At 69.8% G+C, this 26,507-nt stretch carries 26 protein-coding genes; 11 read left to right on the top strand and 15 right to left on the bottom strand.

The window, feature by feature from the left end:
* Window positions 1-68: 68 nt before the first annotated feature.
* Entirely contained in the window at window positions 69-896 is an 828-nt protein-coding gene (locus tag ACWEIJ_RS39650) for a dienelactone hydrolase family protein (protein ID WP_449842427.1), read from the bottom strand.
* A gap of 202 nt (window positions 897-1,098) precedes the next feature.
* Between ACWEIJ_RS39650 and ACWEIJ_RS39655 the strand changes: the two genes are divergently transcribed.
* Window positions 1,099-3,024, top strand: a complete 1,926-nt coding sequence (locus ACWEIJ_RS39655) for an endo-beta-N-acetylglucosaminidase (RefSeq protein WP_449842428.1) — start codon at window positions 1,099-1,101, stop codon at window positions 3,022-3,024.
* Between the two features lie 223 nt (window positions 3,025-3,247).
* Here ACWEIJ_RS39655 and ACWEIJ_RS39660 read toward each other — a convergent pair whose 3' ends face one another.
* The 11 genes from ACWEIJ_RS39660 to ACWEIJ_RS39710 form a co-directional block, all read right to left on the bottom strand.
* Window positions 3,248-3,907 (bottom strand): hypothetical protein, encoded by a 660-nt coding sequence (locus ACWEIJ_RS39660; RefSeq protein WP_449842429.1) that lies wholly within the window; start codon window positions 3,905-3,907, stop codon window positions 3,248-3,250.
* Window positions 3,904-4,779: an ATP-binding cassette domain-containing protein gene (locus ACWEIJ_RS39665; RefSeq protein WP_449842430.1), complete on the bottom strand. Its 876-nt coding sequence runs from the start codon at window positions 4,777-4,779 to the stop codon at window positions 3,904-3,906. The genes ACWEIJ_RS39660 and ACWEIJ_RS39665 overlap by 4 nt, the downstream gene beginning before the upstream one ends.
* Window positions 4,779-5,144: a GntR family transcriptional regulator gene (locus ACWEIJ_RS39670; RefSeq protein WP_449842431.1), complete on the bottom strand. Its 366-nt coding sequence runs from the start codon at window positions 5,142-5,144 to the stop codon at window positions 4,779-4,781. Before ACWEIJ_RS39670 ends, ACWEIJ_RS39665 begins: the two co-directional genes overlap by 1 nt.
* An 88-nt stretch (window positions 5,145-5,232) precedes the next feature.
* A complete protein-coding gene (locus ACWEIJ_RS39675; RefSeq protein WP_449842432.1) occupies window positions 5,233-5,427 on the bottom strand; it encodes an MbtH family protein in 195 nt (64 codons plus the stop codon).
* 58 nt (window positions 5,428-5,485) lie between these two features.
* A complete protein-coding gene (locus tag ACWEIJ_RS39680) occupies window positions 5,486-6,820 on the bottom strand; it encodes a GH1 family beta-glucosidase (RefSeq protein ID WP_449842433.1) in 1,335 nt (444 codons plus the stop codon).
* Window positions 6,813-7,766 carry an ABC transporter ATP-binding protein gene (locus ACWEIJ_RS39685; RefSeq protein WP_449842434.1) on the bottom strand — a complete coding sequence of 318 codons (954 nt, stop codon included), beginning with the start codon at window positions 7,764-7,766 and terminating at the stop codon, window positions 6,813-6,815. The genes ACWEIJ_RS39680 and ACWEIJ_RS39685 overlap by 8 nt, the downstream gene beginning before the upstream one ends.
* Entirely contained in the window at window positions 7,763-8,581 is an 819-nt protein-coding gene (locus ACWEIJ_RS39690) for an ABC transporter permease (protein WP_449842435.1), read from the bottom strand. The genes ACWEIJ_RS39685 and ACWEIJ_RS39690 overlap by 4 nt, the downstream gene beginning before the upstream one ends.
* Window positions 8,582-8,588: 7 nt before the next feature.
* Window positions 8,589-9,569, bottom strand: a complete 981-nt coding sequence (locus ACWEIJ_RS39695; RefSeq protein WP_449842436.1) for an ABC transporter permease — start codon at window positions 9,567-9,569, stop codon at window positions 8,589-8,591.
* A complete protein-coding gene (locus ACWEIJ_RS39700) occupies window positions 9,566-10,471 on the bottom strand; it encodes an ABC transporter ATP-binding protein (protein WP_449842437.1) in 906 nt (301 codons plus the stop codon). The genes ACWEIJ_RS39695 and ACWEIJ_RS39700 overlap by 4 nt, the downstream gene beginning before the upstream one ends.
* A complete protein-coding gene (locus ACWEIJ_RS39705; protein ID WP_449842438.1) occupies window positions 10,468-12,111 on the bottom strand; it encodes an ABC transporter substrate-binding protein in 1,644 nt (547 codons plus the stop codon). Before ACWEIJ_RS39705 ends, ACWEIJ_RS39700 begins: the two co-directional genes overlap by 4 nt.
* Before the next feature lie 107 nt (window positions 12,112-12,218).
* Complete coding sequence (locus ACWEIJ_RS39710; RefSeq protein WP_449842439.1) at window positions 12,219-13,214, bottom strand: LacI family DNA-binding transcriptional regulator; 996 nt, start codon at window positions 13,212-13,214, stop codon at window positions 12,219-12,221.
* 161 nt (window positions 13,215-13,375) lie between these two features.
* Between ACWEIJ_RS39710 and ACWEIJ_RS39715 the strand changes: the two genes are divergently transcribed.
* Both ACWEIJ_RS39715 and ACWEIJ_RS39720 read left to right on the top strand, forming a co-directional pair.
* Window positions 13,376-13,555, top strand: a complete 180-nt coding sequence (locus ACWEIJ_RS39715) for a hypothetical protein (protein WP_449842440.1) — start codon at window positions 13,376-13,378, stop codon at window positions 13,553-13,555.
* 18 nt (window positions 13,556-13,573) lie between these two features.
* The gene (locus ACWEIJ_RS39720; RefSeq protein ID WP_449842441.1) at window positions 13,574-14,113 is read left to right on the top strand and encodes an MOSC domain-containing protein; all 540 of its coding nucleotides are present in this window, start codon (window positions 13,574-13,576) and stop codon (window positions 14,111-14,113) included.
* Here the strand turns inward: ACWEIJ_RS39720 and ACWEIJ_RS39725 are convergent.
* Both ACWEIJ_RS39725 and ACWEIJ_RS39730 read right to left on the bottom strand, forming a co-directional pair.
* The gene (locus tag ACWEIJ_RS39725; protein WP_449842442.1) at window positions 14,110-15,318 is read right to left on the bottom strand and encodes an MFS transporter; all 1,209 of its coding nucleotides are present in this window, start codon (window positions 15,316-15,318) and stop codon (window positions 14,110-14,112) included. The genes ACWEIJ_RS39720 and ACWEIJ_RS39725 overlap by 4 nt on opposite strands.
* Window positions 15,319-15,402: 84 nt before the next feature.
* The gene (locus ACWEIJ_RS39730) at window positions 15,403-16,359 is read right to left on the bottom strand and encodes a LysR family transcriptional regulator (protein WP_449842443.1); all 957 of its coding nucleotides are present in this window, start codon (window positions 16,357-16,359) and stop codon (window positions 15,403-15,405) included.
* 85 nt (window positions 16,360-16,444) lie between these two features.
* Between ACWEIJ_RS39730 and ACWEIJ_RS39735 the strand changes: the two genes are divergently transcribed.
* From ACWEIJ_RS39735 to ACWEIJ_RS39755, 5 genes are read left to right on the top strand one after another with little or no spacing between them, the layout of a single operon-like run.
* Complete coding sequence (locus tag ACWEIJ_RS39735) at window positions 16,445-17,425, top strand: cyclase family protein (RefSeq protein WP_449842444.1); 981 nt, start codon at window positions 16,445-16,447, stop codon at window positions 17,423-17,425.
* A gap of 25 nt (window positions 17,426-17,450) precedes the next feature.
* On the top strand, window positions 17,451-18,581 hold the full coding sequence (locus ACWEIJ_RS39740) for an FAD-dependent monooxygenase (protein ID WP_449842445.1): 1,131 nt from the start codon (window positions 17,451-17,453) through the stop codon (window positions 18,579-18,581).
* Between the two features lie 19 nt (window positions 18,582-18,600).
* Window positions 18,601-19,539: a VOC family protein gene (locus ACWEIJ_RS39745; protein ID WP_449842446.1), complete on the top strand. Its 939-nt coding sequence runs from the start codon at window positions 18,601-18,603 to the stop codon at window positions 19,537-19,539.
* An 8-nt stretch (window positions 19,540-19,547) separates the two neighbouring features.
* Window positions 19,548-20,510: a fumarylacetoacetate hydrolase family protein gene (locus ACWEIJ_RS39750; protein WP_449842447.1), complete on the top strand. Its 963-nt coding sequence runs from the start codon at window positions 19,548-19,550 to the stop codon at window positions 20,508-20,510.
* Window positions 20,507-22,429, top strand: coding sequence for an SDR family oxidoreductase (locus ACWEIJ_RS39755; RefSeq protein ID WP_449842448.1), 1,923 nt, complete (start codon window positions 20,507-20,509; stop codon window positions 22,427-22,429). Before ACWEIJ_RS39750 ends, ACWEIJ_RS39755 begins: the two co-directional genes overlap by 4 nt.
* Before the next feature lie 3 nt (window positions 22,430-22,432).
* Here the strand turns inward: ACWEIJ_RS39755 and ACWEIJ_RS39760 are convergent, their stop codons facing one another.
* Window positions 22,433-23,167, bottom strand: a complete 735-nt coding sequence (locus ACWEIJ_RS39760) for an alpha/beta fold hydrolase (protein ID WP_449842449.1) — start codon at window positions 23,165-23,167, stop codon at window positions 22,433-22,435.
* A gap of 270 nt (window positions 23,168-23,437) precedes the next feature.
* Here ACWEIJ_RS39760 and ACWEIJ_RS39765 point away from each other — a divergent pair, with 270 nt between their 5' ends.
* From ACWEIJ_RS39765 to ACWEIJ_RS39775, 3 genes are all read left to right on the top strand, one after another.
* Window positions 23,438-24,337, top strand: coding sequence for an anti-sigma factor RsbA family regulatory protein (locus ACWEIJ_RS39765; RefSeq protein ID WP_449842450.1), 900 nt, complete (start codon window positions 23,438-23,440; stop codon window positions 24,335-24,337).
* Between the two features lie 61 nt (window positions 24,338-24,398).
* Window positions 24,399-25,697, top strand: coding sequence for a wax ester/triacylglycerol synthase family O-acyltransferase (locus ACWEIJ_RS39770; protein ID WP_449842451.1), 1,299 nt, complete (start codon window positions 24,399-24,401; stop codon window positions 25,695-25,697).
* Window positions 25,698-25,719: 22 nt separating this feature from the next.
* On the top strand, window positions 25,720-26,385 hold the full coding sequence (locus tag ACWEIJ_RS39775) for an HAD family hydrolase (RefSeq protein ID WP_449842452.1): 666 nt from the start codon (window positions 25,720-25,722) through the stop codon (window positions 26,383-26,385).
* Window positions 26,386-26,507 lie beyond the last annotated feature (122 nt).

The raw sequence follows: 26,507 nt of genomic DNA on the forward strand, positions 1-26,507 counted from the left end.
CGGGGCGGAGTGGTTGCCGCCGCGCAACTCCAGGAAGGCCTTCTCCGGTGCGGCCCTTTCGCATCGGGTCAGGCGTGCGGGCAGGTGTCCTTGTAGTCGGAGATGGCGGTGTTCGGTGCCGGCGGCGGGCACAGGAACTGGTCGTAGCGCAGATCGTCGTCCACGAACCGCTTCAGCCACGACAGCGTGTACTTGCGGACGGTCACGTTGTCACTGGCCGGGGCGGAGTGGTTGCCGCCGCGCAACTCCAGGAAGGCCTTCTCCGGTGCGGCCGTCATCGAGTTGTAGAACGGCAACGCGTGCTGGGCTTCCGGGGCGACGGCGTCGTTCTGGCCGCCGAGCACCATGGTCGGCACCTTGACCGTCGACCAGTTCTTGGTGACGCTCCAGGGAGCCAGCGGAACGGCGGCCTGCAGGGCGGGACGCGTCGCGGCGGCGCGCAGGGTGCCGCCGCCGCCCATGGAGTGGCCCATCACGGCGAGGCGCGAGGCGTCGACGTGGGTGTCGTGGGCGACCACGTAGTCGAGTGCCGCGAGGAGCTGACGGCCCCGGCTGTCCGGGTCGTCCCAGCCGGACAGGGTGTCGATGGTGATCACCACGAACCCGTACGACGCGAGCCGCGGGCCGAAGTGGGCGATGGCCGACTGGGGTGCGAGGAATCCGGGTGAGACCGCGATCGCACCGAAGGTGAGGTCACTGGTGGGGGTGTAGATGGTGCCGCCACCGAACCCCGTCTGCACGGGAACGGTGACCTGGGTGACGGCGAAGGTGCCTCTGGCGGCCTCCACCGAGGCCGCGGTGGGAGCCGGGCCTCTTTCGTAGGGGTTGGCCGCCGCGTTGGCGGTGGCCGGGACCAGCGCCAGCACGAGCGCCGCAAGCACAGCTTTGACGCGCACGACTAATACACCTCGATTGGTTGGCAGGGAACCAAGTGCGACGGCGATCACATGCTACCTACTCGCGAGTAGGTAAGACCAGGGTCATGTTGCATGGATGTGAACTCGGTTACCGAGAGCAGCAGATCGGCGAATTGTCGTCCGGTGCAGTCACCGTAGAGGCGGTATGCGACGAATCCCGTGGCGCACAAGGGTGAACCGCGTGCCCACTCGCAGACAGTTCCTCGTTCTGAGCTCGACGGCGGCGTTGACCGGTCTGCTGTCCGAGACTCCCGCGTCCGCCGAGGCGGTCGCCCAGCCGTACGCGTCGTACTGGCACCCGGCCACCATCCTCGACTGGGACCCGGCGACGGACCGCGACGCGAAGTACAACCGCAGCACGGTGCCACTGGCGAAACGTGTCGTCCCGGCCAGACCGGCCAACGCGCACGCCCACGCCGGAGAGGCGCGAGTGCAGGCGTTGGTGGCGTACGCGCCGACGAGCAACAACCCGTCCCAGGGCTCGCTCGACATGAACTACTACGCCACGAACTACTGGCAGTACATCGACGAACTGGTGTTCTGGGGCGGTTCCGCGTCCGAGGGCCTGATCCTCGCGCCGAACCCGACCGTCACGGACGCCGCGCACCGCAACGGCGTGCGCGTGCTCGGCAACGTGTTCCTCCCGCCGACGGCATATGGCGGCCAGCTCCAGTGGGTGCGCGACTTCGTCAAGCGCGAGGGCGACCGGTTCCCGGTGGCGGACAAGATGATCCAGGCCGCGCGGTACTACGGGTTCGACGGCTGGTTCCTCAACCAGGAGACCGCGGGCGGCAACACCCAGCTCGCGCAGGACATGCGCGACTTCATCGGGTACATCCGCAAGAGCGGGTTGCGGATCATCTGGTACGACGCGATGACCGACACCGGCAGCGTCTCCTGGCAGAACGCGCTGACCGCGCGGAACCGGATGTTCTTCGAGCAGTCCGACGAGATGTTCCTCAACTTCTGGTGGAGCACCCAGGGCCCGGCGAGCTCCGCCGCGCTGGCCAGGCAGCTGAACCGCAGCCCGTACGACCTCGCGTCCGGGGTGGACGTCGAGGCGAACGGGTACAACACGAGCGTCGGCTGGACGTCCGTCTTCCCCGAGGGCAGGCCGCACACGACGTCCCTCGGCTTCTACCGTCCGGAGTGGACGTTCAAGTCGGCGACGGGCCCCGCCGACTTCTACGCGCGGGACAACAGGTTCTGGGTCGGCCCGAACGGCGACCCCGCCAACACCACGACGACCGCCGCGTGGAAGGGCGTCGCCCACTACATCACCGAGCTGACGCCGATCACCTCGCTGCCGTTCGTCACGAACTTCAACACCGGGCACGGGAAGAAGTTCGCGGTCAACGGAACCGTGCGCTCGACGCAGGCGTGGAACAACCTGTCGTTGCAGGACGTGCTGCCCACGTGGCGGTGGAGCGTCACCGGCACCGGCACGAAGGTGGTGCCCTCGCTCGACTGGGACGACCCGTACGACGGTGGCACCGCACTGAAGATCACCGGCACTCCGGTGTCCGCCAACGACGTCCGGCTGTTCGCCACGTCGGTGAAGCTCACCGGCGACAGCCAGTTCGAGATCGTCCACCGCACCGGCGCCGGGCCGTCACGGCTGCAGGCGGTGCTGCGGATCGGCGCGATCGAGAAGGTCCTGGACCTCGGCGGGGTCAGCGGGGCGTGGCGGCGCAGCGTGTTCCCGCTCGGCGAGCACGCCGGCGCGACGCTGACCGAGATCACCCTGCGCGTGCTGCCAGGGGCCGCGGTGACCGCGTTGATCGGCCGCGTCGCGGTCACCGACCCGGTCATGACGCCACCAAAGGCGCCGTCGAACGTGCAGGTCGAGCAGGTGAGCCGCACCAACGCCACGACGGTGTCGGCACGGCTCACCTGGGAGCGGGCGCCCGGTGCCGTGCGGCAGTACCGGGTCCACCGGTGGACCGGGACCGAGCGGATCTTCCTCGGCGGGACCACCGGTGACGCGTACTTCGTGCCCGCGATCCCGTTGGCGCCGGGCGAGACCGCGAGCATCGAGGTCGAGGCGGTCAGCGAGGCGTTCGACGTCTCACCGCCGGCCCGCGTCTCGATCACCGGTACGCCCTGACGCCGTCGCCTCGCGGAAGTTCCGTTGCCGGCGTTCGCGATGGTGGTCACGCTGATCATCAGGAGTCGTGAAGCTGTCGGTGCGTGATCTGACTAGCTGGGCGTTGAGGAGAGCAATCCTCGCGCTCGCGCGCTGTACGAGCGGTTGGGTTACGCGGCTTACGACCGGCAGCCGCACGCGTGGGACGGAGGTCGTTGGCGTGAAACACCTTCCGGGCCTGCCGTCAGTCCGTGCGCACGCGGACCGGCGCGTCCCGCACGACGGCCCACGTCCCGGCCAGCACGATCAGGAACGCCGCCGCCGACGCGACGTGCCAGCCAGCTCCGAGCAGGGACGGGATGTTGCGGATGAACGGCAGGTTGCCCGATCCGGGAATCCGCACCGTCGTGATGATCGCGGCCGCCAGCCCGACGGGGATCGAGAAGACGCCGCCCGCGCCGAACCGGTCGAACGAGGCCGCGCAGAACATCCCGACCACGCACCAGACCAGGAACATCAGGAAGTACGCGACCGGTGTGCCGTGCTCCTCGGCGTGCCAGCCCATCAGCGCGTAGATCCCGCCCTCGGCCAGGAACCCCAGCCACTCCAGCAACGTCATCGCGAGCGCGAGCACCACCGAGAACCCGGACGCCGCAAGGAGGAACTCGCGCCGCGTGCGACCGTGCGCGATGGCGATCGGCAGCACGTTGTGGATCACGTAGATGCCGACCCAGAACAGGAACCAGCGCGCGAGCTGCGAGGTGACGACGTTCCACGCGCTGATCTCCACGTCGCGGAAGGCCGAGACGGCGAACGTGACCACCACGGCGAAGGCGAAGGTCCCGGCCGCGACCATCGCGCAGTACGTCACCAGCGTCGTCGTGAGGTGCCGGAAGATCTTCACAGCACACCCCCGACCGGTTCGGTGAGGTGCACGAACAGGTCCTGCAACGCGATCGGCCCCAGCTCCAGCCCGAGCTGCCGCGCCCGGATCAGCCGCGCGTCGTCCAGGGTGCCGTACACCATCGCGGCTTTGGTGCGCCCCAACGACTTCTCGCTCAACACGGTCAGCCCGGCGGTGAACTCGTCGACGTCAGCGGCGTTCCCGGTCACCTCGGTGCCGCGCGACCGCAGCACGTCGGCCTCCTCCTGCAACACGAGCCGCCCGCCGTCGATGATCACGACCTCCTCCAGCAGCGAGGCCAGCTCCTCGATCAGGTGCGTGGAGACGATGATCGTCCGCGGATGCGCCATGAAGTCGTTGAGCAGCGCGTCGTAGAACGCGTACCGCGTCGGCGTGTCCATGCCGAGGTGCGACTCGTCGAACATCGTCAACGGCGACCGGCTGGCCAGCCCGATCACCACCCCCAGCGCCGACCGCTGCCCCAGCGACAGCTCCCCCGCCTTGGCCTTCAACGAGAGCTTGAAGAGCTCGGCCAGTTCCAGCGCGAAGTCGTTGTCCCACGTCTCCCGCCACGCAGCGCCGTACTCGAGGACGTACGAGACCTTGTCCCCCTTGCACGCGGCGTCGGGCGTGTGCCGCACCAGGCACACCTGCCGCATCGCCGCGGCGTTCTCGAACACCGGCACCCCGTCGAGCTCGACGGACCCGGCCGGCTTCCGATATCCGGCGAGCACCGACATCAGACTCGTCTTGCCGGAACCGTTGCGCCCCAGCAGACCGTAGATCTTGTTGCCGGACAAGGAGAAGCTCATGTCGTCGACCGCGGTGACGCTGCCGTAGCGCACCGTCAGCCCCTGCACGTCAACGCGCATCACACGGCTCCGTTCTGGTGCTGCTCGATGCGACGGATGACGTCGGCGAGCGGAATCCCGATGGCCCGCGCCTCCGCGACCATCGGATCCACGACCTCGCCGAAGAAGGTCTCCCTCCCCTGTGCCCGCAACATGTCGCGAGCCTCCGTGCTCACGAACATCCCGATCCCCCTCTTCTTGTAGAGCACCTTCTCGTCGACGAGCTGCTGAAACGCCTTGGCCGCGGTGGCCGGGTTGATCCGGTAGTACGCCGCGTACTGGTTGGTCGACATGACCTGCTCGTCCGCCTTCAACGCCCCGCTGAGCACGTCCGCCTTGATCCGGTCCGCGATCTGCCGGTAGATGGGGCTCCGGTCGTCGAACATGACTACTTCCTTGGTTCGTTACTCATGTAATGAACCATAGCACGCAAAAAAAGGCGGTGGCCGTCGCCACCGCCGCGGAAGCCTCACCTCACCGGATGGACGCCGGACGCAGATCCGTCCAGTTCTCCTCCACGTACTGCAGGCACGCCTCCCGGCTCTCCTCGCCGAAGACCTTCGTCCACCCGGCGGGCACCTCGGCGAAGGTGGGCCACAACGAGTGCTGCTGCTCCTCGTTGACCAGCACGAAGAACCGCCCCTGGGGATCCTCGAACGGGTTCGTCATCCCTGCCTCCTCTAAGCAACCCCAACTTAACTTAGGCATACCTTAGTCAGTGTGGAGGCTACCCCCGGGACCGGGTGATCAGGTCCCGGTACCACTGCGCACTCCGCTTCCACGTCCGCACCTGGGTCTCGTAGTCGACCCGGACGAGGCCGAACCGCTTGGCGTACCCGTGGCCCCACTCGAAGTTGTCCATGAGCGACCAGGCGAGATAACCGCGCACGTCCGCCCCGGCCCGCACCGCATCGGCCACCGCCGAGATGTGCGCGGCCAGGTACGCGACGCGATCCACGTCGGCGACGTACCCGTCCTCGACGTCCAGGTCCTCGAACGCCGCCCCGTTCTCGGTGATCACCATCGGCATCCCGTAGTCCTGCTGCAACCGCACCAGCAGAGACGTGAAACCCTCCGGAACGATCTCCCACCCCATCGCGGTGACCGCCCGCCCCTGCGGCACGACCTCCGCCACCCCGGGCTCCGCGGTCGCCTTCAGCACGTGGGACGTGTAGTAGTTGACCCCCAGCACGTCGATCGGCGCGGCGATGATCCCCAGGTCCCCGGACCGCACGGGAACCTCGGCCCCGCGCTCGGCGACGTCGGCCAGCACGTCCTCCGGGTACCGCCCGTGCACCAGCGGGTCCAGGTAGATCCGGGTGCCGAGCCCGTCCGCACGCCGAGCCGCGTCCACGTCCCGGGGATCGTCGGAAGCAGGCGAGTGCACCCCCATGTTCAGCGTGATCCCCAGCGACGAGACCCCGCGGGACCGCAACTCCTGAACCGCCAGCCCGTGCCCCAGCAACAGGTGGTGCACCGCCCGCACGGCATCACCGAAGTTCCGCCGCCCCGGCGCGTGCCGCCCGGTCTCGTACCCGAGCATCGCCGAGCACCAGGGCTCGTTCAACGTCGTCCAGGTGGGCACCCGATCGCCCAGCGCGTCGTGCACCAGCCCCGCGTACTCGGCGAACCGATAGGCGGTGTCCCGCTGCGGCCACCCGCCGGCGTCCTCCAGTTCCTGCGGCAGATCCCAGTGGTACAACGTCAGCCAGGGATCGACCCCCTTCTCCAGCAGCTCGTCGACCAGCCGCGAGTAGAAGTCCACCCCCTTGAGGTTCACCGGTCCACGGCCGCCGGGCTGAACGCGCGGCCAGGACACCGAGAACCGGTACACGTCGACGCCGAGGCGAGCGATCATCGCGACGTCGGAGGGCATCCGGTGGTAGTGATCGCAGGCCACGTCCCCGTTCTCCCCGTTGGCCACCGCTCCCGGCCGCCGGGCGAAGGTGTCCCAGATGGACGGTGTCCGCCCGTCCTCGTCGAAGGCCCCTTCGATCTGGTAGGCCGAGGTGGCGACACCCCAGCGGAACCCGGCGGGCAGCCCCGCGGTCACCTCAGACACGCACGTCCTCCAACCAGCAGGCGACCCGCCGCCCGCCGACCACGTCCAACGACGGCATCCGCTCTCCGCACACGTCCATCGCCGAAGGACAACGCGGGTGGAAGGGGCACCCGGACGGCATGGACCGCAGGTCCGGCGGCGACCCGGGAATTCCCCGCAGCTCCCGCCTCGGCCCCCGCAACGCCGGGAACGACCCGAGCAGGCCCTGGCTGTACGGGTGCCTCGCCGCCCGGTAGAGCTCGGCCGCCGGCGCCTCCTCCACCACCCGCCCGCCGTACATGATCGCGATGCGGTCGGAGAACTCGACCAGCAGCGAGATGTCGTGGGTGATGAAGACGACCGAGAAGCCCAGGCTCTCGCGCAGCCTCATCATCTGCCCGAGGATCTGCCGCTGCACCACCACGTCCAGCGCGGTGGTGGGCTCGTCCATGATCACGATCTCCGGTTCCAGCGCCAGTGCCATCGCGATCATCACGCGCTGCCGCATCCCTCCGGAGAGCTGGTGCGGGTACGACGACAGGCGGTCCACCGGGATGCCGACCAGCGACAGCAGCTCGCGCCCGCGATCGGCCCGCGCGGCACGGGTCATCGCCGGCCGGTGGGCTCGCAGCACGTCGTCGATCTGCGCACCGACCGAGAGCACGGGGTTCAGCGCGTTCATCGCCCCCTGGAACACGATGGCGATCTCGGTCCACCGCAGCTCCCGCAGCTGCCGTTCGCTCAACGCCAGCAGGTCCTGCCCCTTGAACAGCACCTCGCCCGACGGCACCCGGCCAGGCGGCTGCAGCAGCCGGGTGGCGGCGTAGGCCAAAGTGGACTTGCCGCTGCCGCTCTCCCCCGCGAGCCCGAGCACCTCCCCGGCCTCCAGCGACAGCGAGACGTCGTGCACGGCCCTCAGCGACCCGTAGTCCACCGACAGCGAGCGGATCTCCAGCACCGGGCTCATGCGCGCACCTTCCGCAGCCGGGGATTCGCGTACTCGTCGATCCCGAAGTTGATCAGCGCCAGCGCCGTGCCCAGCAACGCGATGCACAGGCCGGCCGGCACGAACCACCACCACGCGCCCTGCCCCAGGGCCTGGTTGCTCTGCGCCCAGAACAGGATGGTTCCCCAGTTCCAGGTCGAGAGGGACACGACGCCGACGAACGACAGCGTGATCTGCAGCATCACCGCGAAGATCACCGTGCCGACGAACCCGGACGCGATCACGGCCATCAGGTTCGGCAGCACCTCGAACACGATGATCCGCCAGGTGCGCTCACCGGAGGCCCGCGCGGCCTCCACGAAGTCGCGGCGCCGCAACGACAACGTTTGCGCGCGCAGCACCCGCGCGCCCCACGCCCACGCGGTCAGCGAGATCACCGCCGCGATCAGCACGGTGTCCGCGGACGGCAGCATCGACGCCACGATGATGATCAGCGGCAATGCCGGGATCACCAGGAAGACGTTCGACAGCGCGGACAACGCCTCGTCGGCCGCGCCACCGAGGAATCCCGCGGTCACCCCGACCAGGATGGACAGCAGCGTCGCGAGCACGCCGCAGACGAGGCCCACGACCATCACTCCCCTGGTGCCGACGAGCACCTGGGAGAAGATGTCCTGCCCGGTCATGGTGGTGCCGAACCAGTGCGCGCCGGACGGCGGCGACAGCAGGTCGTCGCTCATCGCGGACGGGTCGTAGGGTGCGATCCACGAGCCGATCACGGCGATCAGCGTGAAGAAGGCCAGGATGCCGAGGCCCAGCCGAGTCTTGAAGTTCATGAGCGCATCAGCCCTCCCGCCGCGTGCGCGGGTCCAGCAGCAGGTAGCCGACGTCCGCGAGCAGGTTCGCCACCAGCACGGCCAGCGTGATCACCAGGAACACCCCTTGCATCAGCGGGTAGTCCTTCGCGCCGATGCCCTGGAAGAGGACGTACCCGAGTCCTGGATACGAGAACACCATCTCGACCAGCAGTGCGCCGCCGACGATGAAACCCAGCGACAGCGCGAAACCGGAGATCGACGGCAGCACCGCGTTGCGCGCGGCGTAGGCGAACATGATCCGCCGCTGCGACAGGCCCTTGGCCCGCGCGACCAGCACGTAGTCCTCCGCCGTGACGGTCACCATCATGTTGCGCATGCCCAGGATCCAGCCCGCGACCGAGCTGATGACGATCGTGATCCCGGGCAGCACGGCGTGTTCGAGGACGCTGCCGACGAACTCGCCGGACCACTCCGGCACCAGCCCGGCCGCGTAGCCGCCGGAGGCCGGCAGCAGCGGGAACGTCACGGAGAACACGGAGATCGCGATCAGCCCGAGCCAGAAGTACGGGATCGACGACAGGAACGTCGTCACCGGGATCAGGTTGTCGAGCCACGAACCGCGCCTCCACCCCGCGTAGACGCCCAGCAGCGTGCCGAGCAGGAACGCGATGACCGTGGTGACCCCGATCAGGCCGAGCGTCCACGGCAACGACTGCGAGAGCACGTCGGCGACCGGTGTCGGGAAGAACGTGAACGACAGCCCGAGGTCACCGCGCGCCAGCGCACCCCAGTAGTCGACGTACTGCTCCCAGATCGACTTCTTCTGGTCCAGCCCGAACAGGATGTACAACGAGGCCATGGCGTCGCTGTTCAACCGGCCGCCGAGCTTGGTGATCATCGCTTGCACCGGGTCGCCCGGCAGCAGGCGCGGCAGCAGGAAGTTCGCCGTGATCGCCGCCCACAACGTGATCAGGTAGAACAGCGCACGGCGCAGCAGGAAGGTCATGCCGCCGCCTCCACGTAGAGCCAGCACGCCGCCCAGTGACCGGCACCGACATCCGATCGCGGTGGCGCCTCGACCCAGCAGCGCGCCTGCACCTTCGGGCAGCGCGCCGCGAACTGACAGCCCGCCGACACCGCCGCGGCCTCCTCCACCGGCGCGTCCAGCGCGGCCACCGACCGTTCCGGATCGGGCGCGGACTCGATCAGCAGCTGCGTGTACGGGTGCGCGGGCCGCTGCGTCACGGCCTCGCTGTCACCGCCCTCGACGATCTGCCCGCCGTACATCACGAACGTCTCGTCGGCGAAGTAGCGCGCCGACGCGATGTCGTGCGTGATGTACAGGACGGCGAGCCTGAGCCGTTCCTTGAGGTCCAGCAACAGGTTCAGCACGCCGAGCCGGATCGAGACGTCCAACATGGACACCGGCTCGTCGGCGAGCAGCACCTCGGGGTGGGCCGCCAGCGCCCGCGCGATCGCCACGCGCTGCCGTTGACCGCCCGAGAGCTCGTGCGGGTAGCGCGAGGCGAAGTCGGCGGGCAGGTTCACCCGTGCCAGCAGCTCCTCCACGGTCTCCGGCCGGTGGTGGATCTTCAACGGCCGGGTCAGGTGGTAGCGGATCGTGTGGATCGGGTTGAGCGAGGCGAACGGGTCCTGGAACACCATCTGGACCTTGCGCCGGTACTCCCGCACCCGCCGCACCCGCTCGCCGTCCAGCAGGATCTCGCCGGAGGTGGGCTCCACCAGCCGCGCGAGCAGCTTCGCCACGGTCGACTTGCCCGATCCCGACTCCCCGACCAGCGCGGTCACGCGCCCGCGGCGCAGGACGAGGGAGACGTCCTGCACCGCGCGCACGCGCTTGTAGGTCTTGACCAGACCCCGTGCTTCCAGTGCCGCTTCGCCGGTCATGCCGCCGGCTTCAGCTTCATGACGATCTGCAGCGCGTTGGGCAGCGTGGCCTGCGGCGGACCGTACGGGTCCTCCTCGGACGGCCAGCCGACCCAGCTCTTGGTGCTGTACTCGGCACCGATCGGGCCGGCGGAGGTCGGGATCATCGGCACCTGCTCGACCATGATCTTCTGCAGCACCGCGAGGCTGCGAGCGCGCGTCGCGTCGTCAGCGGCGTTCGCGTACTCGGCCAGCGCGGCGGTGGCCTCGGGGTTGTGGTAGCGGCCGAAGTTCACCGCGGCGGTCTGCCCGATCGGCTTGATCTCCGCGCCGTCCATGATGTTCTGGTACATCTCGTACGGCGTGGCACCGGTGTTGGTCCAGCGCAGCGAGCCCTGGAACGCGCCGTTCGCGAAGTCGGTCGTCCACGCGTCCGCGGTCTGCGTGCGCACGGTCGCCTCGATGCCGATCTTCTTCAGGTCGCTCTTGATGATGTCCAGCACCGTCAGGTAGTCCGACCAGCCGGACGGGTTGGTGAGCTCGATCGTCACCGGCTTGCCGCTCGGCGCCTTGAGCACGCCACCGTCCAAAGTGAACCCGGCGGCCGTGAGCCTCTGCTTGGCCTTGTCGACGTTCACCTCGAACTTCGCGGACCTGTACTCCGGCGCGAGGAACGACTCACCGGCGGGCAGCGGCATTCCGGTCGGCGACTCCAGCTTCGGGAACAACCGCGCCTCGCCGCGGACGAAGATCGCCTCGCGGTCGATCACGTCGCTCATCGCCGCCCGCAGCGCCGGGTTGTCGAACGGCGCCACGGTCTGGTTGAGCCACAGGCCGTGGATGCCGAGGCCCGCGGGGAACCACAGCTTGTGGTTCTTCGGGTCCTTGTCGACGTAGAGCTTCTGGTAGTCCGGGATGAAGACGTACGACCACTGCGATGCGCCCGACGCCAGCGCGGTGGTCTGCGCGGTGTTGTCGTTGTACGAGGTGTACTGGATCTCCGGCACCTTCGGCAGCTCCTGCCAGTACTCGGAGCGCCTGGCGACCGTGACGGTCTGCGAGGTGAACGACTTCAGCTGGTACGGGCCCGTGCCGACCGGGTTCGGGTTGGTGTAGGTCGTCGGGTCCGCGACGGTGCTCCAGACGTGCTGCGGCACGACCATCGCGCTGATGACCTTGTTGCGGTTCACGAACTGCGGCTGCGCGAACGTGACCTCGACCTTGCCGTCCGGCGTCGCGGTCGCGGTCTCGACCTTGAGCGAGTCGCGGTTGTTGAGCGCCGGCCACTTCTTCAGGATCTCGTACGAGAACGCCACGTCGGCGGCCGTGAGCGGCTTGCCGTCGGACCACTTCACGTTCTCCCGGATCGTGAAGGTGATCTTCTTGTAGTTGTCCGCCCAGTCCCACTTCGTCGCGAGCCACGGCACGGGCTCCTGGGCGGGCCGCGTGTTGTTCACGAACGCGAGCGGTTCGTAGATCACGTAGCGGTAGCCGAGCGAACCCGCCGCCGACGTGGGCAGGAACGGGTTGTGGTTCTCGGTCAGCGGCCCGTTGGGCATGCCCACGGTCAGCACACCGGAGGCCTTGCTCGTGCCACCGGAGGAGGAGCAACCTGTCGCCGCGAGCGCCAGTGCCAACGCGACGATGATTGTTCTGCGCATGGGGTGATCTCCCGATACGACGGTGTATGAGAGCGCTCTCGTACACGGCATGGCGAACCCGCCGGGCGAACTGCGGTCGTCCGGCGAACTCGTTCAGGTGTGGTGGGTCAGGGCGCGGATTCGCGCACGACCAACGAGGTCGGCAGCACCAGCGGGTGGTCCGGCAGCGGCTGTCCTTCCAGCGTGGAGAGCAGCATCCGCGCGGCCGCGGACCCCATCTCCCGCGACGGCTGGCGGATCGTCGTCAGCCGCGGTTCGGTGTGTCCCGCGACCGGGACGTCGTCGAAGCCGACCACGGACACGTCCTCGGGGACGGCCCGGCCTGCCTCGCGCAGCGCCCGCAGCACCCCGACCGCCGAGAGGTCGTTGTGCGCGAACACGGCGTCGAACGGGATCCCGCTCGCGATCAGCTTGTCGACGGCGACCTCGCCGCCCTCGGTGGTGAAGTCGCCGTCGACGATGAGGTCCGGGTGCAGCGTCAGGCCCGCTTCCGCCAAAGCGAGCCGGAACCCGTCCAGCCTCGCCTGAGTGCACCCGAAGTGCGGTGGTCCGGTGACGACGGCGAACCTTCGGCGGCCGGCCGCGACGAGATGCCTCGCGACGTCGGCGCCTCCCTGCCGGTTCGTCGTCGTCACCGAGGGGAACTCCGGGTGCGAGCCGCGGTCGTCGATCATGACGACCGGCAGGCCGGCCCGGTAGAGCGTGGAGATGTAGTGCAGCGTGTCCGGCGGTTCGATCACGAGCAGGCCGTCGAAGGCGTTGGCGGAGACGTGGTTCGCGAACTGGTTCAGCGACTCCGGCCCGCGGTTGATCGTGTAGAGCAGCAGGCCGTACCCGTCGGCCTCAAGGGTGTCGACGATGCCCTGCAGGACCTCACCCATCCACGGCCAGGTGAGCGACGGCGCGAGCATGCCGACCGTGCGGGTCCGGCCCCTCGCCAGCCCCACGGCACGTGCGCTCGGCACGTACCCGATCTCGTCGATGACCTTCCGGACGCGCTGCGCGGTGCTCGCGTCGACGTCCGGCTTCCCGTTCAGCACACGTGACACGGTCGCCTTGGACACCTGGGCGCGTTGGGCGACCTCAGCGATCGTGACACGCATGCCGAACTTCCTTCCGCCGCCTCTGAAACCGGTTTCGGTACCGGTTCCGACGAGGTGTGACGGAGTCAACAGCCTGACGTGAGCATTAGTCAAGACTCTTGCCGGAAGTTCGTGGGAGCGTTTCCACGGCTTGACGCATCCGCGCAGGTCGTGCCGTTCGGGTGAACCGAATCGAGACGTCGAACCGCACCTTGATCAGCGCCGTGTCCGCCGCGTCGCTCTACCGGACGGAGGGCCGAATGGCGCAACAGGACCAGGGCACGGGTCGTGACCTCACGTGGGACGAGGTACGCCGGGCGATCGAACGCGCTGCCCGCGAAGGCGAGGCCAAACCCCGCTGATCGTGCACAATCGGGTGCATGGGGGTTGTGACCGCGGTCAGCCGCAGCGAGGAGTACACGTTCACCAAGCCCGTCCGGGACAGCATCACGCTGCTGGAGGGACTTGGTGTCGAGGGTGACGTCCATCAGGGCGTCACGGTGAAGCACCGGTCCAGGGTGGCCCAGGACCCGACCCAGCCGAACCTGCGCCAGGTGCACCTGATGCACGCCGAGCTCTTCGACGAGCTGCGCGGCAAGGGGTTCTCCGTGGCGCCCGGCGAGATCGGCGAGAACGTCACCACGCGCGGCATCGACCTGCTCGGCCTGCCGACCGGGACGTTGCTGCACCTGGGCGCGGAGGCCGTGGTCGAGGTGACCGGGCTGCGCAACCCGTGCGTGCAGATCGACGGGTTCTCCAAGGGCCTGCTCAAGGAGGTCGTGAGCAAGGGCTCCGACGGTGAGCTGATCCGGCGCGCGGGGATCATGTCGATCGTGCTCGTGGGCGGTGTCGTGCGCCCCGGCGACGAGATCCGCGTGGAGCTGCCGCCAGAGCCGCACCGCCCGCTCGAGAAGGTCTAGGCCGACGCCACGAGCCGGACGCCGAGAGCGACGAGGACGGCGACCGCGCCGACGGCCAGCAGGGCGGCGGACAGTCCGCCGAACGCGCCGGCGAGGGCCAGCACCACCAGCGGGCAGACGAACTGGCCGATGAACACCGCAGAGGTCCAGATTCCCGTTCCCCGGCCGCGTTGTTCGAACGTCAGCGAGCCCAGCGCCCAGGTCAGCAGTGAGGGCAGCATCAGGCCGTTGCCGAGCCCGGCGACGACCGCGCTGACGATCGCGACCGGCACGGTGGTGGTGACCGCGAGCCCGAGGACGCCCAGTCCGCACAACAGGAACGCGGCCGGGACGGTGACCGCCGGGCCGAGCCGGGCGACGCGGGCGAACGCGGCGGCCGCGATCGCGGTGGCGAGTGAGCCGATCGCGCTGACCGCGCCGATCGTGGCGGTGGACCGCACGCCGATGTGATCGAGCACAAAGGACAGTTCGACGATGAGCACGTAGAACACGAGCCCGCCGACGAGGCTCACGCCGACCGGGAGCAGCAAGGTCCGCCAGGGCAACGCCGGCAGCTTCGCCTCCTGCCGGACCGGCGGCTGCCAGAGGTGCCGGGCGGCCAGGAACGCGAGCGGCAGGCTCACCGCGTAGAGCCAGAACGGGGTCCGCCACCCGCTCGCGCCGAGCAGACCGCCGACGGCGAAGAACACGGTCGCCGCGACGGTGGTGAAGACGACCTGGAGCCCGAAGTAGCGCTGCCGCCGGTCGCCGTGGAAGTAGTCGGCGAGCAGGGTGGTGCAGCAGGTCATGATCGCGGCCTCGGTGAGGCCCACCAGCACCCGGCTCGCGACCACGAGCGGCAGGGACGGCAGCCACAGCGGCGCGGTGCCGACGAACGCGTAGATGACGAGCGCACCGACCAGCAACCGCTTGCGCCCCAGGCGATCGACGACGCGGCCGGCCAGCGGCGCGGTGAGGCCGATGACGAGAGCGGGCACGGTCAGCACGACGGGCGTGAGCGTGGCGACGCCGGGAGTGCCGGCGAACGCGGCCTGGATGGCCGGCAGCACCGGCGCGAGCAGCACGGCGCCGAGCACCGACAGGCAGCTGGACAGCAGGAGCACCAGGGCCTGGGCGGTGCCGGCGGGTCTGCCGGTGGCGGGATCGACTGCGGTGTCCGCGTCACGGGCGACGGCCGGGCGCGCGGAAAGCGTGTGGTCCGACACGGGCTTCTCCGGTGGGGTAGGCGCGGGTCCTCGATGACCCGCGGCACCGCCGAAGTGTCGGCACCGCACGACTGCCGGGGGAAATCACTTCTGCCTAAGTGAACTATCCGCCTCGTCGATGTGGATCTCGTCGCCGGTCATGACCGCGGTCGCGCGCACGAAAAGGTCGCGCAGGTAACGATGTTCGGGGTCGTCGTCGTGCATCGGGTGCCACCACATGGCCTCCACCAGCGGTCTGACGTCGACCGGGCACTCCAGGACCCGCACCCCGAGCTCGGCCGGCACCCGGTCCGCGAGACGTCGCTGGAGCAGGGCGACCCGGCCGGTGCCGCGGACCAGGCCCGGCACGGTCAGGAACGTCTCGGTGACCACCTGGATGTGCGGCTCGACACCGGACATCCGCAGCTGTTGCACGGCGGGCGTGTACGCGGTGGGCCCGTGGTAGGTGACCACCCACGGCATGGTCGCGAGTTGCTCGACGGTGAGGGCGTCACCCACGTCGTCGTTGTCCGCCGAGACGAGGCACACCCACTCGTCGCGGTAGAGGTCGCGGTGGGGCAGGTCCTCGACGAACCCGTGCGGGATGATCATGAGGTCGGTGTTGACGAGGGTTCTGGCGGCGTCGTCGACGAGCGAGGTCGTGTTGGAGTGCATCCGCAGTCTGGTCCGCGGCGCCTCGGCGGCGAGCAGCGCCGAGACCGTCGAGCCGATGGTCGCCACGGCGTAGTCGCTGATCAGCACGGAGAACTCGCGGGTCGACGACGCGCGGTCGAAGTCGGGCTCGGCGGCGAAGACCCGCTCCGCGCCGGACAGCACCGCCCGCACGCGTTCCTTGAGCTGGAGCGCGAGCGGGGTGAGCCGGTACTGGTTGCCAGACCGCGCCAGCAGGTCGTCGTGGAAGTGCCTGCGCAACCGGCCGAGCTGGGCCGACACCGCGGGCTGGCTCAGCCCCATCTGCTCGGCGGCCCGCGTGACGCTGCGCTGCTGCAGCAACGCGTCCAGCGCCACGAGCAGGTTCAAGTCCAGCCGCGCGAGGTTCACGACCAGAACGGTATCAACGTCACTGATACCGCGCATCAACGAATTCAGCTTCCCTGATGCCCATACCTGCCGCGATCGTCTGCTCATGGACCGGAACGATCCCGAGGGCGCGATCGCGGCGGCGGCGAAGCGGTGCTCCAACTGGGGCCGCTGGGGCGCCGACGACGTCCTGGGCACCCTGAACTTCCTCACCGACGCCAAGCGGCGGGAGGGCGCGGCACTGGTCCGCAGGGGTGCGAGTTTCTCGCTGGCGCAACGGTTCGACGCGAACGGCCCGCAACGGGGCTGGCGGCGGCGCACCAACCCCGTGCACACCATGCTCGACACCGGCGTGGACGCCGAACGCGGCACGCAGGGCTTCCCGCACGGCATCGGCGGCGCCGACGACGTGATCTTCATGCCGTTGCAGGCGTCGACGCAGTGGGACGGCCTCGGGCACATCTTCGACCACGGCCTGGCCTACAACGGCCGCCGCGCCGGTGACGTCGTCACCAGCGAGGGCGATCAGGTCACCGGCATCGAGACCACGGCAGGACTGATCTCGGGCCGCGGCGTGCTGCTGGACGTCGGCCGAGTGTCCGGCGTTGGCCAAGAAGGTGGTGTGGACGGTGAGTTGCCCGACGGCTTCGCCATCACCGCCGAGCACCTCGAAGCCGCGATCGCCGCGCACGGGCCGAGTGCGCGGGTCGGCCGCGGTGACCTCGTGCTGGTGCGGACGGGACGGCTGACCAGGGCCAGGCGCGAGGGCTGGGGCGACTACGCGGGCGGCGACTCCCCCGGGCTGTCGTTCACCACGCTGGACTGGTTGCACGGCAAGGAGATCGCCGGGATCGCGACCGACACGTGGGGCGTGGAGGTGCGGCCCAACGAGTTCGACGGCGCGTTCCAGCCGTTGCACCAGGTGGCGATCCCGCACATCGGCCTGTTCCTCGGCGAGATGTGGGACCTCGACGCGCTCGCCGCGGACTGCGCGGCGGACGGCGTCCACGAGTTCTGGCTGACCGCCGCCCCGCTGCCGGTGACCGGCGCGGTCGGTGCCCCGGTCGCCCCCGTCGCAGTCAAGTGAGACCCGGCCGGACGAAGGAGTCCTCATGCCAGCGGTGAACAACGTGCTCGTGATCGGCGGCGGTCTCGCCGGGACGGCCGCGGCGATCCAGCTCGCACGCCACGGCGTGGCCGTCGACCTCGTCGAGGTCAAGCCGGACATCGCCGCCATCGGTTCCGGGATCACGTTGCAGGGCAACGCCTTGCGCGAGCTGCGGCGGCTGGGGGTGTGGGATCGGGTCAGCAGGGCGGGGTACGCGTACAACAGCCTCGGCCTGCGCGCTCCCGACCGCGACGGCACCCTGCTCGTCGAGTTCCCGGACGTGCGCAGTGGCGGTCCCGACCTGCCGGCGACGATGGGCATGCCCCGCCCGCTGCTGGCGCGGATCCTCCTGGACCAGGCGGTCGCGGCCGGGGTGAAGACCCGCTTCGGCGTCACCGCGGCCGGGTTCGTGCAGGACGCCACCGGCGTCGAGGTCACCTTCACCGACGGCTCGGCGGGCAGGTACGACCTCGTGATCGGTGCGGACGGCATCCGTTCGGCCGTGCGCCGGATGCTCGGCATCGAGCTGGAACCGAAGCCGAACGGCATGGGGATCTGGCGCGTGTTCGGCCCCCGCCCGGCGAGCGTGACCCGCACCGACCTGTTCTACGGCGGTCCGTGCTACCTCGCCGGGTACACGCCGACCGGGCAGGACTCGCTCTACGCCTACGTCGTCGAGGACGCGGCTGACCACAGTGGACTGACACCCGAGCAACGGCTGGCGCGGGTGTGCGAGCTCGCCTCGGCCTACCACGGGCCGTGGGACGAGATCCGGTCGGCGCTGGTCGATCCCGGCCAGGTGAACTACACGACGTTCGAGACCCACGTGCTGCCGGCGCCCTGGCACCGCGGCCGGGTCGTGCTCATCGGCGACGCCGCCCACTCCTGCCCGCCGACCCTCGCGCAGGGAGGCGCCCAGGCACTGGAGGACGCGACGGTGCTGACCGAGCTGCTGATCGACCGCGACGCCCTGGACGACAGCCTGTGGGACGCGTTCACCGCGCGCCGCCACGACCGCGCCGCGCAGGTCGTGGCGGCGTCGAACCAGATCGCCCAGTGGCTGCTCGACCACGAGCAGGGCGACGTTCCCGGCCTCGTCCACCGCATCGGCGACCTCGTCTCCCAGCTAGCGTGACTCCTCCGGAGGGACCATCGTGACCGACCGCCTGATCACCCACCTGCGGCACGTCGACCTCGCCGTGCCCGACCTGGCCCGGCAGCAGGACTTCTTCACCGGAGCGTGGGGACTGACCGCCGAACACGGCGACACCGGCATCTCGTTCCTGGCCGCCGAAGGCTCTCCCGAGCAGTACGTGGTCCGGCTGCGCCAGGCCGCCGACAAGCGCATCGACCTGATCGCCTTCGGTGCCGCGAGCCCCGCCGACGTCGACGCCCTCGCCTACCGGCTGGCCGTCGCCGGCGTCACGCTCGTCAGCGAACCCGGCGTGCTGCAGACCCCCGGTGGCGGCTACGGCTTCCGGTTCTTCGACAACGAGGGCCGCACCGTCGAGGTCAGCGCCGACGTCGCGATCCGCAGGCACCGCAAGGTGGAGGAGGGCGAGTCCGTGCCCGTGCGGCTGTCGCACGTGGTCGTCAACTCGGCCGACCCCGAGGGCACCGTCGCGTTCTACGAACGCCACCTGGGCTTCCGCCTGTCCGACACGCTGATGCACCCGCGCATGGGCGAGATGATGTGGTTCCTGCGGGTGAACTCGTGGCACCACAGCATGGCCGTCGCCCGCGGCCCGCACCCGTCGCTGCACCACGCGTCCTTCGAGCTGCGCGGCCTCGACGAGTACATGCGCGGCACCGGCCGGCTGCTGCGGGCGGGGGTCGAGAAGATCTGGGGCCCAGGCCGGCACCTGGCCGGCAACAACACCTTCAGCTACTTCCTCGACCCGCACGGCAACACCGTCGAGTACACGACCGAGCTGGACGAGGTCGACGAGGACACCTGGCACCCGCACCTCTACGACTTCAGCCGGCCGGAGGTCTCCGACCAGTGGGGCACGGCCAACGCGATGAACGAGTTCGTCGCGCAGAAGTCGTTCAACGACCCCGACAAGGGCCTGTTCGTCGCGCCGCCCGTGTGAGGAATCCAATGCGCTTCGCCACCTACGAACTCGACGACAAGGTGCACGCGGGCGTGGTCGCGGGCAACGACGTGCACGCGCTGCCGTCCGGCACCACCGTCCTCGATCTCGTCCGCGCCGGCCTGCCGGAGGCACTGACCACCGGTACCGCCGCACTCGCCGGTCCGCCCACGCCACTGGACCGAGTCCGGCTCCTGCCCCCGCTCGCGCCGCCCACCGTCCGGGACTTCGTGGCGTTCGAGGAGCACGTGGAGGGCGTCGTCGCCAGCGTGTCCGGCGGTTCCGGCGTGCCCGCGGAGTGGTACGAGGCACCGACGTTCTACTTCACCAACCCGTACGCCCTGATCGGCGCCCACGACGACGTCCCGGTGCCGCCAGGTTCACACCTGCTCGACTTCGAGCTGGAGGTGGCGGCGGTCGTCGGCCGCGACGGCTCCTCGCTCACGCCGGCCCAGGCCCGTGACGCGATCTTCGGCTACACCGTGCTCAACGACTGGTCCGCGCGCGACCTGCAACGCCGCGAGATGAAGGTGGGCCTCGGCCCGGCCAAGGGGAAGGACTCGGCCACCACGCTCGGGCCGTGGCTCGTGACCGCCGACGAACTGGCGCCGTTCCGCGACGAGGACGGGTTCCTCGCGCTGGACCTGCGGGTGTCGGTCAACGACGTCGAGGTCGGCCACGACCTGCTGTCGAACATGGGCTGGCCCTTCGAGGAGCTCGTCTCCTACGCCTCGCGCGGCACCTGGGTCCGAGCGGGTGACGTGCTCGGGTCCGGCACCTGCGGCAACGGCGGCTGCCTCGCCGAGCTGTGGGGCAGGCGCGGCGAGCAGGACCCGCCGGCGCTGCGGGCCGGTGACGTCGTGGAGATGACCGTCGAGGGCATCGGGACCATCCGCAACCGGGTCGTGCCCGGGATCGAGCTGCCGCCGGTGCGCGCCGCCCGCATCCGATCACGGGCGCGTGCCCGGTGACGGGCCGAGCGACGGGCCGGGTGGCCGGGAAGGTCGTGCTCGTCACCGGAGCCGGCCGCGGACTCGGCGCCGCCGCGGCACGCCTGCTCACCGAAGAAGGCGCCGAGGTGGTCGGTGTCGACCTCGACGACCACGAACAGTCCGATGTGGACTTTCACCGGCTCGACGTCACCGACCCGACCAGCTGGTCCGATCTCGTCGCCCACATCACCCGGCGGTACGGCCGGGTCGACGGCCTCGTCGCCAGCGCGGGCATCACCCTGCGCACGCGCCTCGCCGACCTCGATGCAGCAGACCTGGCCCACGTCCACGAGATCAACGTCGGCGGCGTGCTGCGGGCGATCCAGTCCGTGCTGCCGCTGATGGGCCCCGGCGGCTCGATCGTCACCCTCGGCTCGGCGGCGGCGCTGACCGGCCACTACCCGCTCGCCTACACCACCAGCAAGTGGGCGGTGCGAGGGCTCACGAAGAGCGCCTGCCTGGAGCTCGGCGGCCGCGGCATCCGCGTCAACGTCGTCCATCCCGGCTACGTCGAGACCCCGATGACCGCGTCGGCGTCCCCGGTGTTCCGCGCCACGAACATCGCCGAGACACCGCTGGGCCGCACCGGATCGGTCGACGACGTCGCTCCGCTGGTGGTGTTCCTGATCAGCGACGACGCCTCGTTCATCACCGGCGCCGAGATCCCCCGTCGACGGCGGCCTGACCGCCCACGGCGGCGTGAAGTCGATCAGCGACGCCCTCCGCCCCTGAAAGGACCAATCGTGTTCGAGTACTTCCCCGGCAACTACGTGTGGAACCTGAGCGTCGTGGCCACGCTCAACAGCGGCGGGCTGATCGACGAGGTCGACCGCGCCTGCCGGCCGATCCGCGAGGCAGCCCAGCGCGGGGAGGACGCCGGTACCGCCGAGTTCCTCCAGGCGTGGACGCAGCTGGCCGACACCCTGGTCGGTCAGGCGGAGGCGGCCGAGAAGGCCGGGCGGTGCCGCAACGCGGGCCATCTCTACGCGCGGGCGACGAACTACCTCGTGCAGGCCGAACGCATGCAGAGCGCGTCGTCACCGGGCCGCATCACCACCTACGAGCGGTGCCTCGACCTGATGCAGCGGTCCTTCACCCTGGCGGACCCGCGCACCAGCCGGGTGGAGATCCCCTTCGAGGGCACCACCCTGCCCGCCTACTTCACCAAGGCACCCGCGGCGGACCACGCCCCGGCGCCCGTGATGATCATGTGGAACGGCCTGGACAGCACCAAGGAGCACATCTACCTGTCCGGGATCTCCGACGAGCTCGCCGCGCGCGGCATCTCGACGCTCATGGTCGACACCCCCGGCTCCGGCGAGGCGCTGCGGCTGGGCGGCCTCACGTCGCGCATCGAGACCGAGACGTGGGCCGCCGCGTGCGTCGACCACCTGGAGACCCGCGACGACGTCGACGTGCGCAAGATCGGCCTGGCCGGGTGGTCGCTGGGCGGGTACTACGCCCCGCGCGCGGCCGCGTTCGAGAAGCGCCTGGCGCTCGTCGTCGCCTGGGGTGCCAACCACGACTGGGGCGCGGTGCAGCGGCGCCGCGTCGAACGCGAGGGTGAACGGCCGGTCCCGCACTACTGGGAGCACGTCCTGTGGGTGTGGGGTTTCGACGACCTCGACTCGTTCCTCACCCACGCCGACGACGTGCGGCTCGACGGCGTGGTGGAGAAGATCACCGTGCCGTTCCTGATCTGCCACGGCGAGAACGACCGGCAGATCCCGCTCGCGTACGCGCACCGCTCCTACGACCAGGCGGTCAACAGCCCCAAGCGCGAGCTGCGGATCTTCACCGCGGCCGAGGGCGGGGCCGAGCACATCGGGCTGGACCACCTGCCGCACGTCAGGGACTTCGTGGCGGACTGGGTGCAGCAAACCTTCGACGAGCTCTGAGGTTCAGTCGTCGAAGTGCCCGTCGAGGATCACCGAGATCGTTCTCGGTGCCTCGACGACGGCCAGGTGCGCGGCGTCCCCGACGATGTAGAGGTCCGAGTCGGGCAGCTCGTCGGCGATGTGCCGGGCGCACTCCGGGGGCGTCGCGTGGTCCTGCGCCGCCGCGATCACCACGGTCGGCACGTCGATCTTCGCCAGGTCCGGCCGCAGGTCCATGTCCCGGATCGCCTCGGCACAGGCGAGGTACGACGGCACGTCGACCTTCAGCAGCTGCGCGCGGAAGTCCGCGACGACGGCCGGCGAGCACGTCGGCGTGAACCACCGCGACACGATCGCGTCCGCGATCGGCTCCATCCCGTGCGCGCGCAACGCCTCGATCCGTTCGTCCCAAACGGACTTGTCCGGGTACCAGGCCGTGGTGCACACCAGCGCGAGCCGGGATATCCGGTCGGTGTTGGCCGCGAGCCACATGCCGATCATCCCGCCGAGCGACACGCCGCAGTAGTACACCTGGCGCAATTCCAGGTGGTCCAACAGGTCCAGCACGTCACGCGCAAGCGTTTCGATCGTGCACGGGCCCTCGACCGGCGCGCTTCCGCCGTGGCCGCGGTGGTCGAAGCGCAGCAACCGGAAGGGCGGCGAGAACCCGCGCCAGAGGTCGGTGGTCGTGCCGAGCGCGTTGCCGAGCACCAGCACCGGCGCGTCGTCCGGCCCGGTCAGCGAGTAGTGCCCGATCACGGCCTCACCTCCTCACAAGACCCGACAACCTCGGGAGTCTGCCTTTGGTCTTCCCCACCCGCACCCCGAATCCACATGAGACGGCGCCGGACGGGTTCGGCCGTTCCAGTGACGGGAGGCCGCGAACGTCCAGTGATCGAAACGAGACGGCCGGGACACGTTCTGATAGCGCCGTGAAGGCAACAAACCACCGGCCTGGCCCCCGCCGTAACGGTGTTACGGGGAGCAGAATGAAGGTTTGCCTCTGCCACCGACCCCACCGGGACGCCGATGAACTCCGTTGCTCCGTTCGCACACGAGGCCCTGTTCTACCGTGACGAGGACGATTTCCTGGCCGGCACGGCCAAGTTCGTCGCGGACGGCGTGAGCCGAGGCGAGCCCGTGCTGGTGGCGGTGTCGGAGGCGAGCATCGCCCTGTTGCGCGAACGGCTGGGCGGCCAGGCCGACCAGGTGCACTTCATCGACATGGCCGAGGCCGGCCGCAACCCGGGCCGGATCATCCCCGGCGTGCTGATGGCGTTCAGCGCGAGCGCGCCGCAGCGCCGGGTGCGCATGGTGGGCGAACCGGTGTGGCCGGGCCGCACCGAGCTCGAGTACCCGGCGTGCGTGCAGCACGAAGCGTTGATCAACACGGCGTTCGAGGGGCGCCGCGGCACCTTGCTGTGCCTGTACGACGCGAGCGCGCTGCCCAGCCACGTGTTGAAGGACGCCCAGCGCACGCATCCGGTGGTGATCGAGGGTTCCAGGCGGGCCGCGAGCGAGTGGTACACCGACCCGGCCGGGCTGGCCGACATCTACAACGTGCCCTTACCCCCGCCGCCGTCGTCCGCGCAGGAGCACCTCTTCTCCGTGGGCACGCTCGCGCACATGCGCAAGATCGTGACGATGTACGCGGACTGGTTGCGCCGCGAGCAGATCGAGGACCTCGTGCTGGCGGTGAACGAGCTCGCGACGAACAGCATCCTGCACGCGTCGGGGCGCGGGGTGCTGCGGATGTGGCGCGAGGGTGACACCGCGGTGTGCGAGGTGAGCGACTCGGGCTCGGGATTCCCGCCCTCGTTCACCGGCCTGTCCGGCTTCGGGATCGTGATGGTGAACCTGTTGTGTGACCTGGTTCGCACCCACACGAGTCACACGGGTACCACCGTTCGAGTGTACTTGGGCAGGTAAAGAGTCGCCGCCATCTCATAGAAATGCGCGCGTCACGCGGACCTGGTTGCCTGACACACCTATGACAGACCACCTCTCCCCCCTCGACATCGCCTTCCTCGCCATGGAGGGCAACGCGAATCCCTTGCACCTCGGTGCGGTCGCGATCTTCGCACCGTCCACTCCGGTGCATCCGGCCCGCGTCGCCGCCGTGCTGTGCGACCGCGCGCAGGAGATCCCCCGCCTGCGCCAGCGCGCCCGCACCTCGTTGCTGGGCGGCGCGCGCTGGGTGGAGGACCCCGGCTTCGCGCCGGAGGACCACGTCTTCACGCACCACGTGCGCGGCCGGGATCGGTTCACCACCTTGGTCTCCCACCTCATGGCGCAGCCGCTGGACCTCGCGCGGCCGCCGTGGGAGCTGCACGTCATCACCGGTCTCGCGGGCGGCCGGTTCGCCGTCGTGGCGAAGCTGCACCACTCGTTGTGCGACGGCATGAAGGCCGTCGGCCTGGGACTTCAGCTGTTCGACGCATCCCGTTTGTCCATTCCGGACACTCCGGAGCCGATCTCGCGGTCGATCATCCCGTCGATCCCGTCGTTGCGCGGGATCAAGGACACGCTCGACATCGCCTCGTCGGTGCTGATGAACACCCGGCCGCCGACGTTGAACTCGCCGGTGCTGACCTCGTCGACCCGGCCGCGCCGCGTGGTGATGTCGCGCCTGGATCTCGCGGACGTGCACCGAATCCGCCGCGCACACGGCGGCACGGTGAACGACGTGTTGCTCGCGCTGGTCACCGGTGCGCTGCGGCACTGGCTTTCCGCGCACGGCAGCGCCGAACCCTCGTCGGTCGTGCGCGCGCTGATCCCGGTTAACCAGCGCTCACGCTCCGGCGACGGCGCGTCCGGCAACCAGATCTCCGGCTTCCTGCTCGCCCTGCCGGTCGGCATCGCGGACCCGGTGGAACGGCTGCGGAACGTCCGCGAGCAGATGGAGTCGGCCAAGGCCCAGGGCCCCGACCGCGGTGCGGGCGCGCTGCCGCTGCTCGCCGACAAGGTGCCGCCGCTGCTGCACCGCCTGGCCGCACCGGTCGCCGCCCGCTGCGCGCCGCTGCTGTTCGACACGCTGGTCACGTCGGTGCCGCTGCCGTCCGTGCCGCTGTCGCTGGACGGTGCCGCGCTGTGCGAGATGTACCCGGTGGCACCGGTCGCCCCCGGCCACGCGGTGGGCGTCGCGCTGTCGGTCTACCGGTCCTCCGTGCACGTCTGCCTGAACACGAACCAGTCGTGGATGTCGGACGCGCAGTGGCTCGACGGTGTGCTGCGCCGTGAGCTGTCGTCCCTTCAGGACTCCCGCGAGCTGGTGGGTTTGCCGAGGTAGGCGCGCGGGCAAACCTGTTTTCATGAGCAACACCGTGGTCCTCGACGTGGACGGCACCCTGGTCGACACCAACTACCACCACACGGTGGCGTGGCTGCGCGCGTTCCGCGAGTCCGACATCACCGTGCCGGCGTGGAAGGTGCACCGGTCGATCGGCATGGGCGGAGACCGGCTGGTCGCCGCCGTCGCGGGCGACCAGGTGGAACGGGACCACGGTGACGCGGTGCGCGACGCGTGGGAACGGCACTTCGACGAGATGCTGCACGAGATCCAGCCGTTCGAAGGCGCACACCGACTGATCCGCGCGGCCACCGACCTGGGTCTCGCGGTGGTGCTTGCGTCGTCGGGCAAGCGCAAGCACGTCGAGCACTACCTGAAGCTGATCGATCCCGGCGACATCGCCTGGACGTCGTCCGACGACGTCGAGGACTCGAAGCCGGCACCCGACCTGATCGAGGTGGCGTTGCGCGAGGTCAGCGGATCGCGCGCGGTCGTCATCGGCGACTCGGTGTGGGACTGCGAGGCCGCCGGCCGGGCGGGGCTGCCGTCGATCGGACTGCTCACCGGAGGGTTCGGGGAGGACGAGCTGGTCGAGCGCGGGGCGTCGGCGGTGTACGGCGATCTGGACACGTTGCGGGCGGAGCTGGCCGACCTGCCGTTCGCCCAGGTGCGCGAACCGAACGCCTGAGGCCGCAACGAGCGACCGCTACGACGATCCTTCGACTGCCGGGCCGGCGTGCGCCCCTCCGATCTGGAAGGGCAGCGCCTTCCGGCCACCTCCCAGCGACCGCCGCATCGCGGTGGCCAAAG

It is taken from the genome of Lentzea sp. NPDC004789, assembly GCF_053601075.1.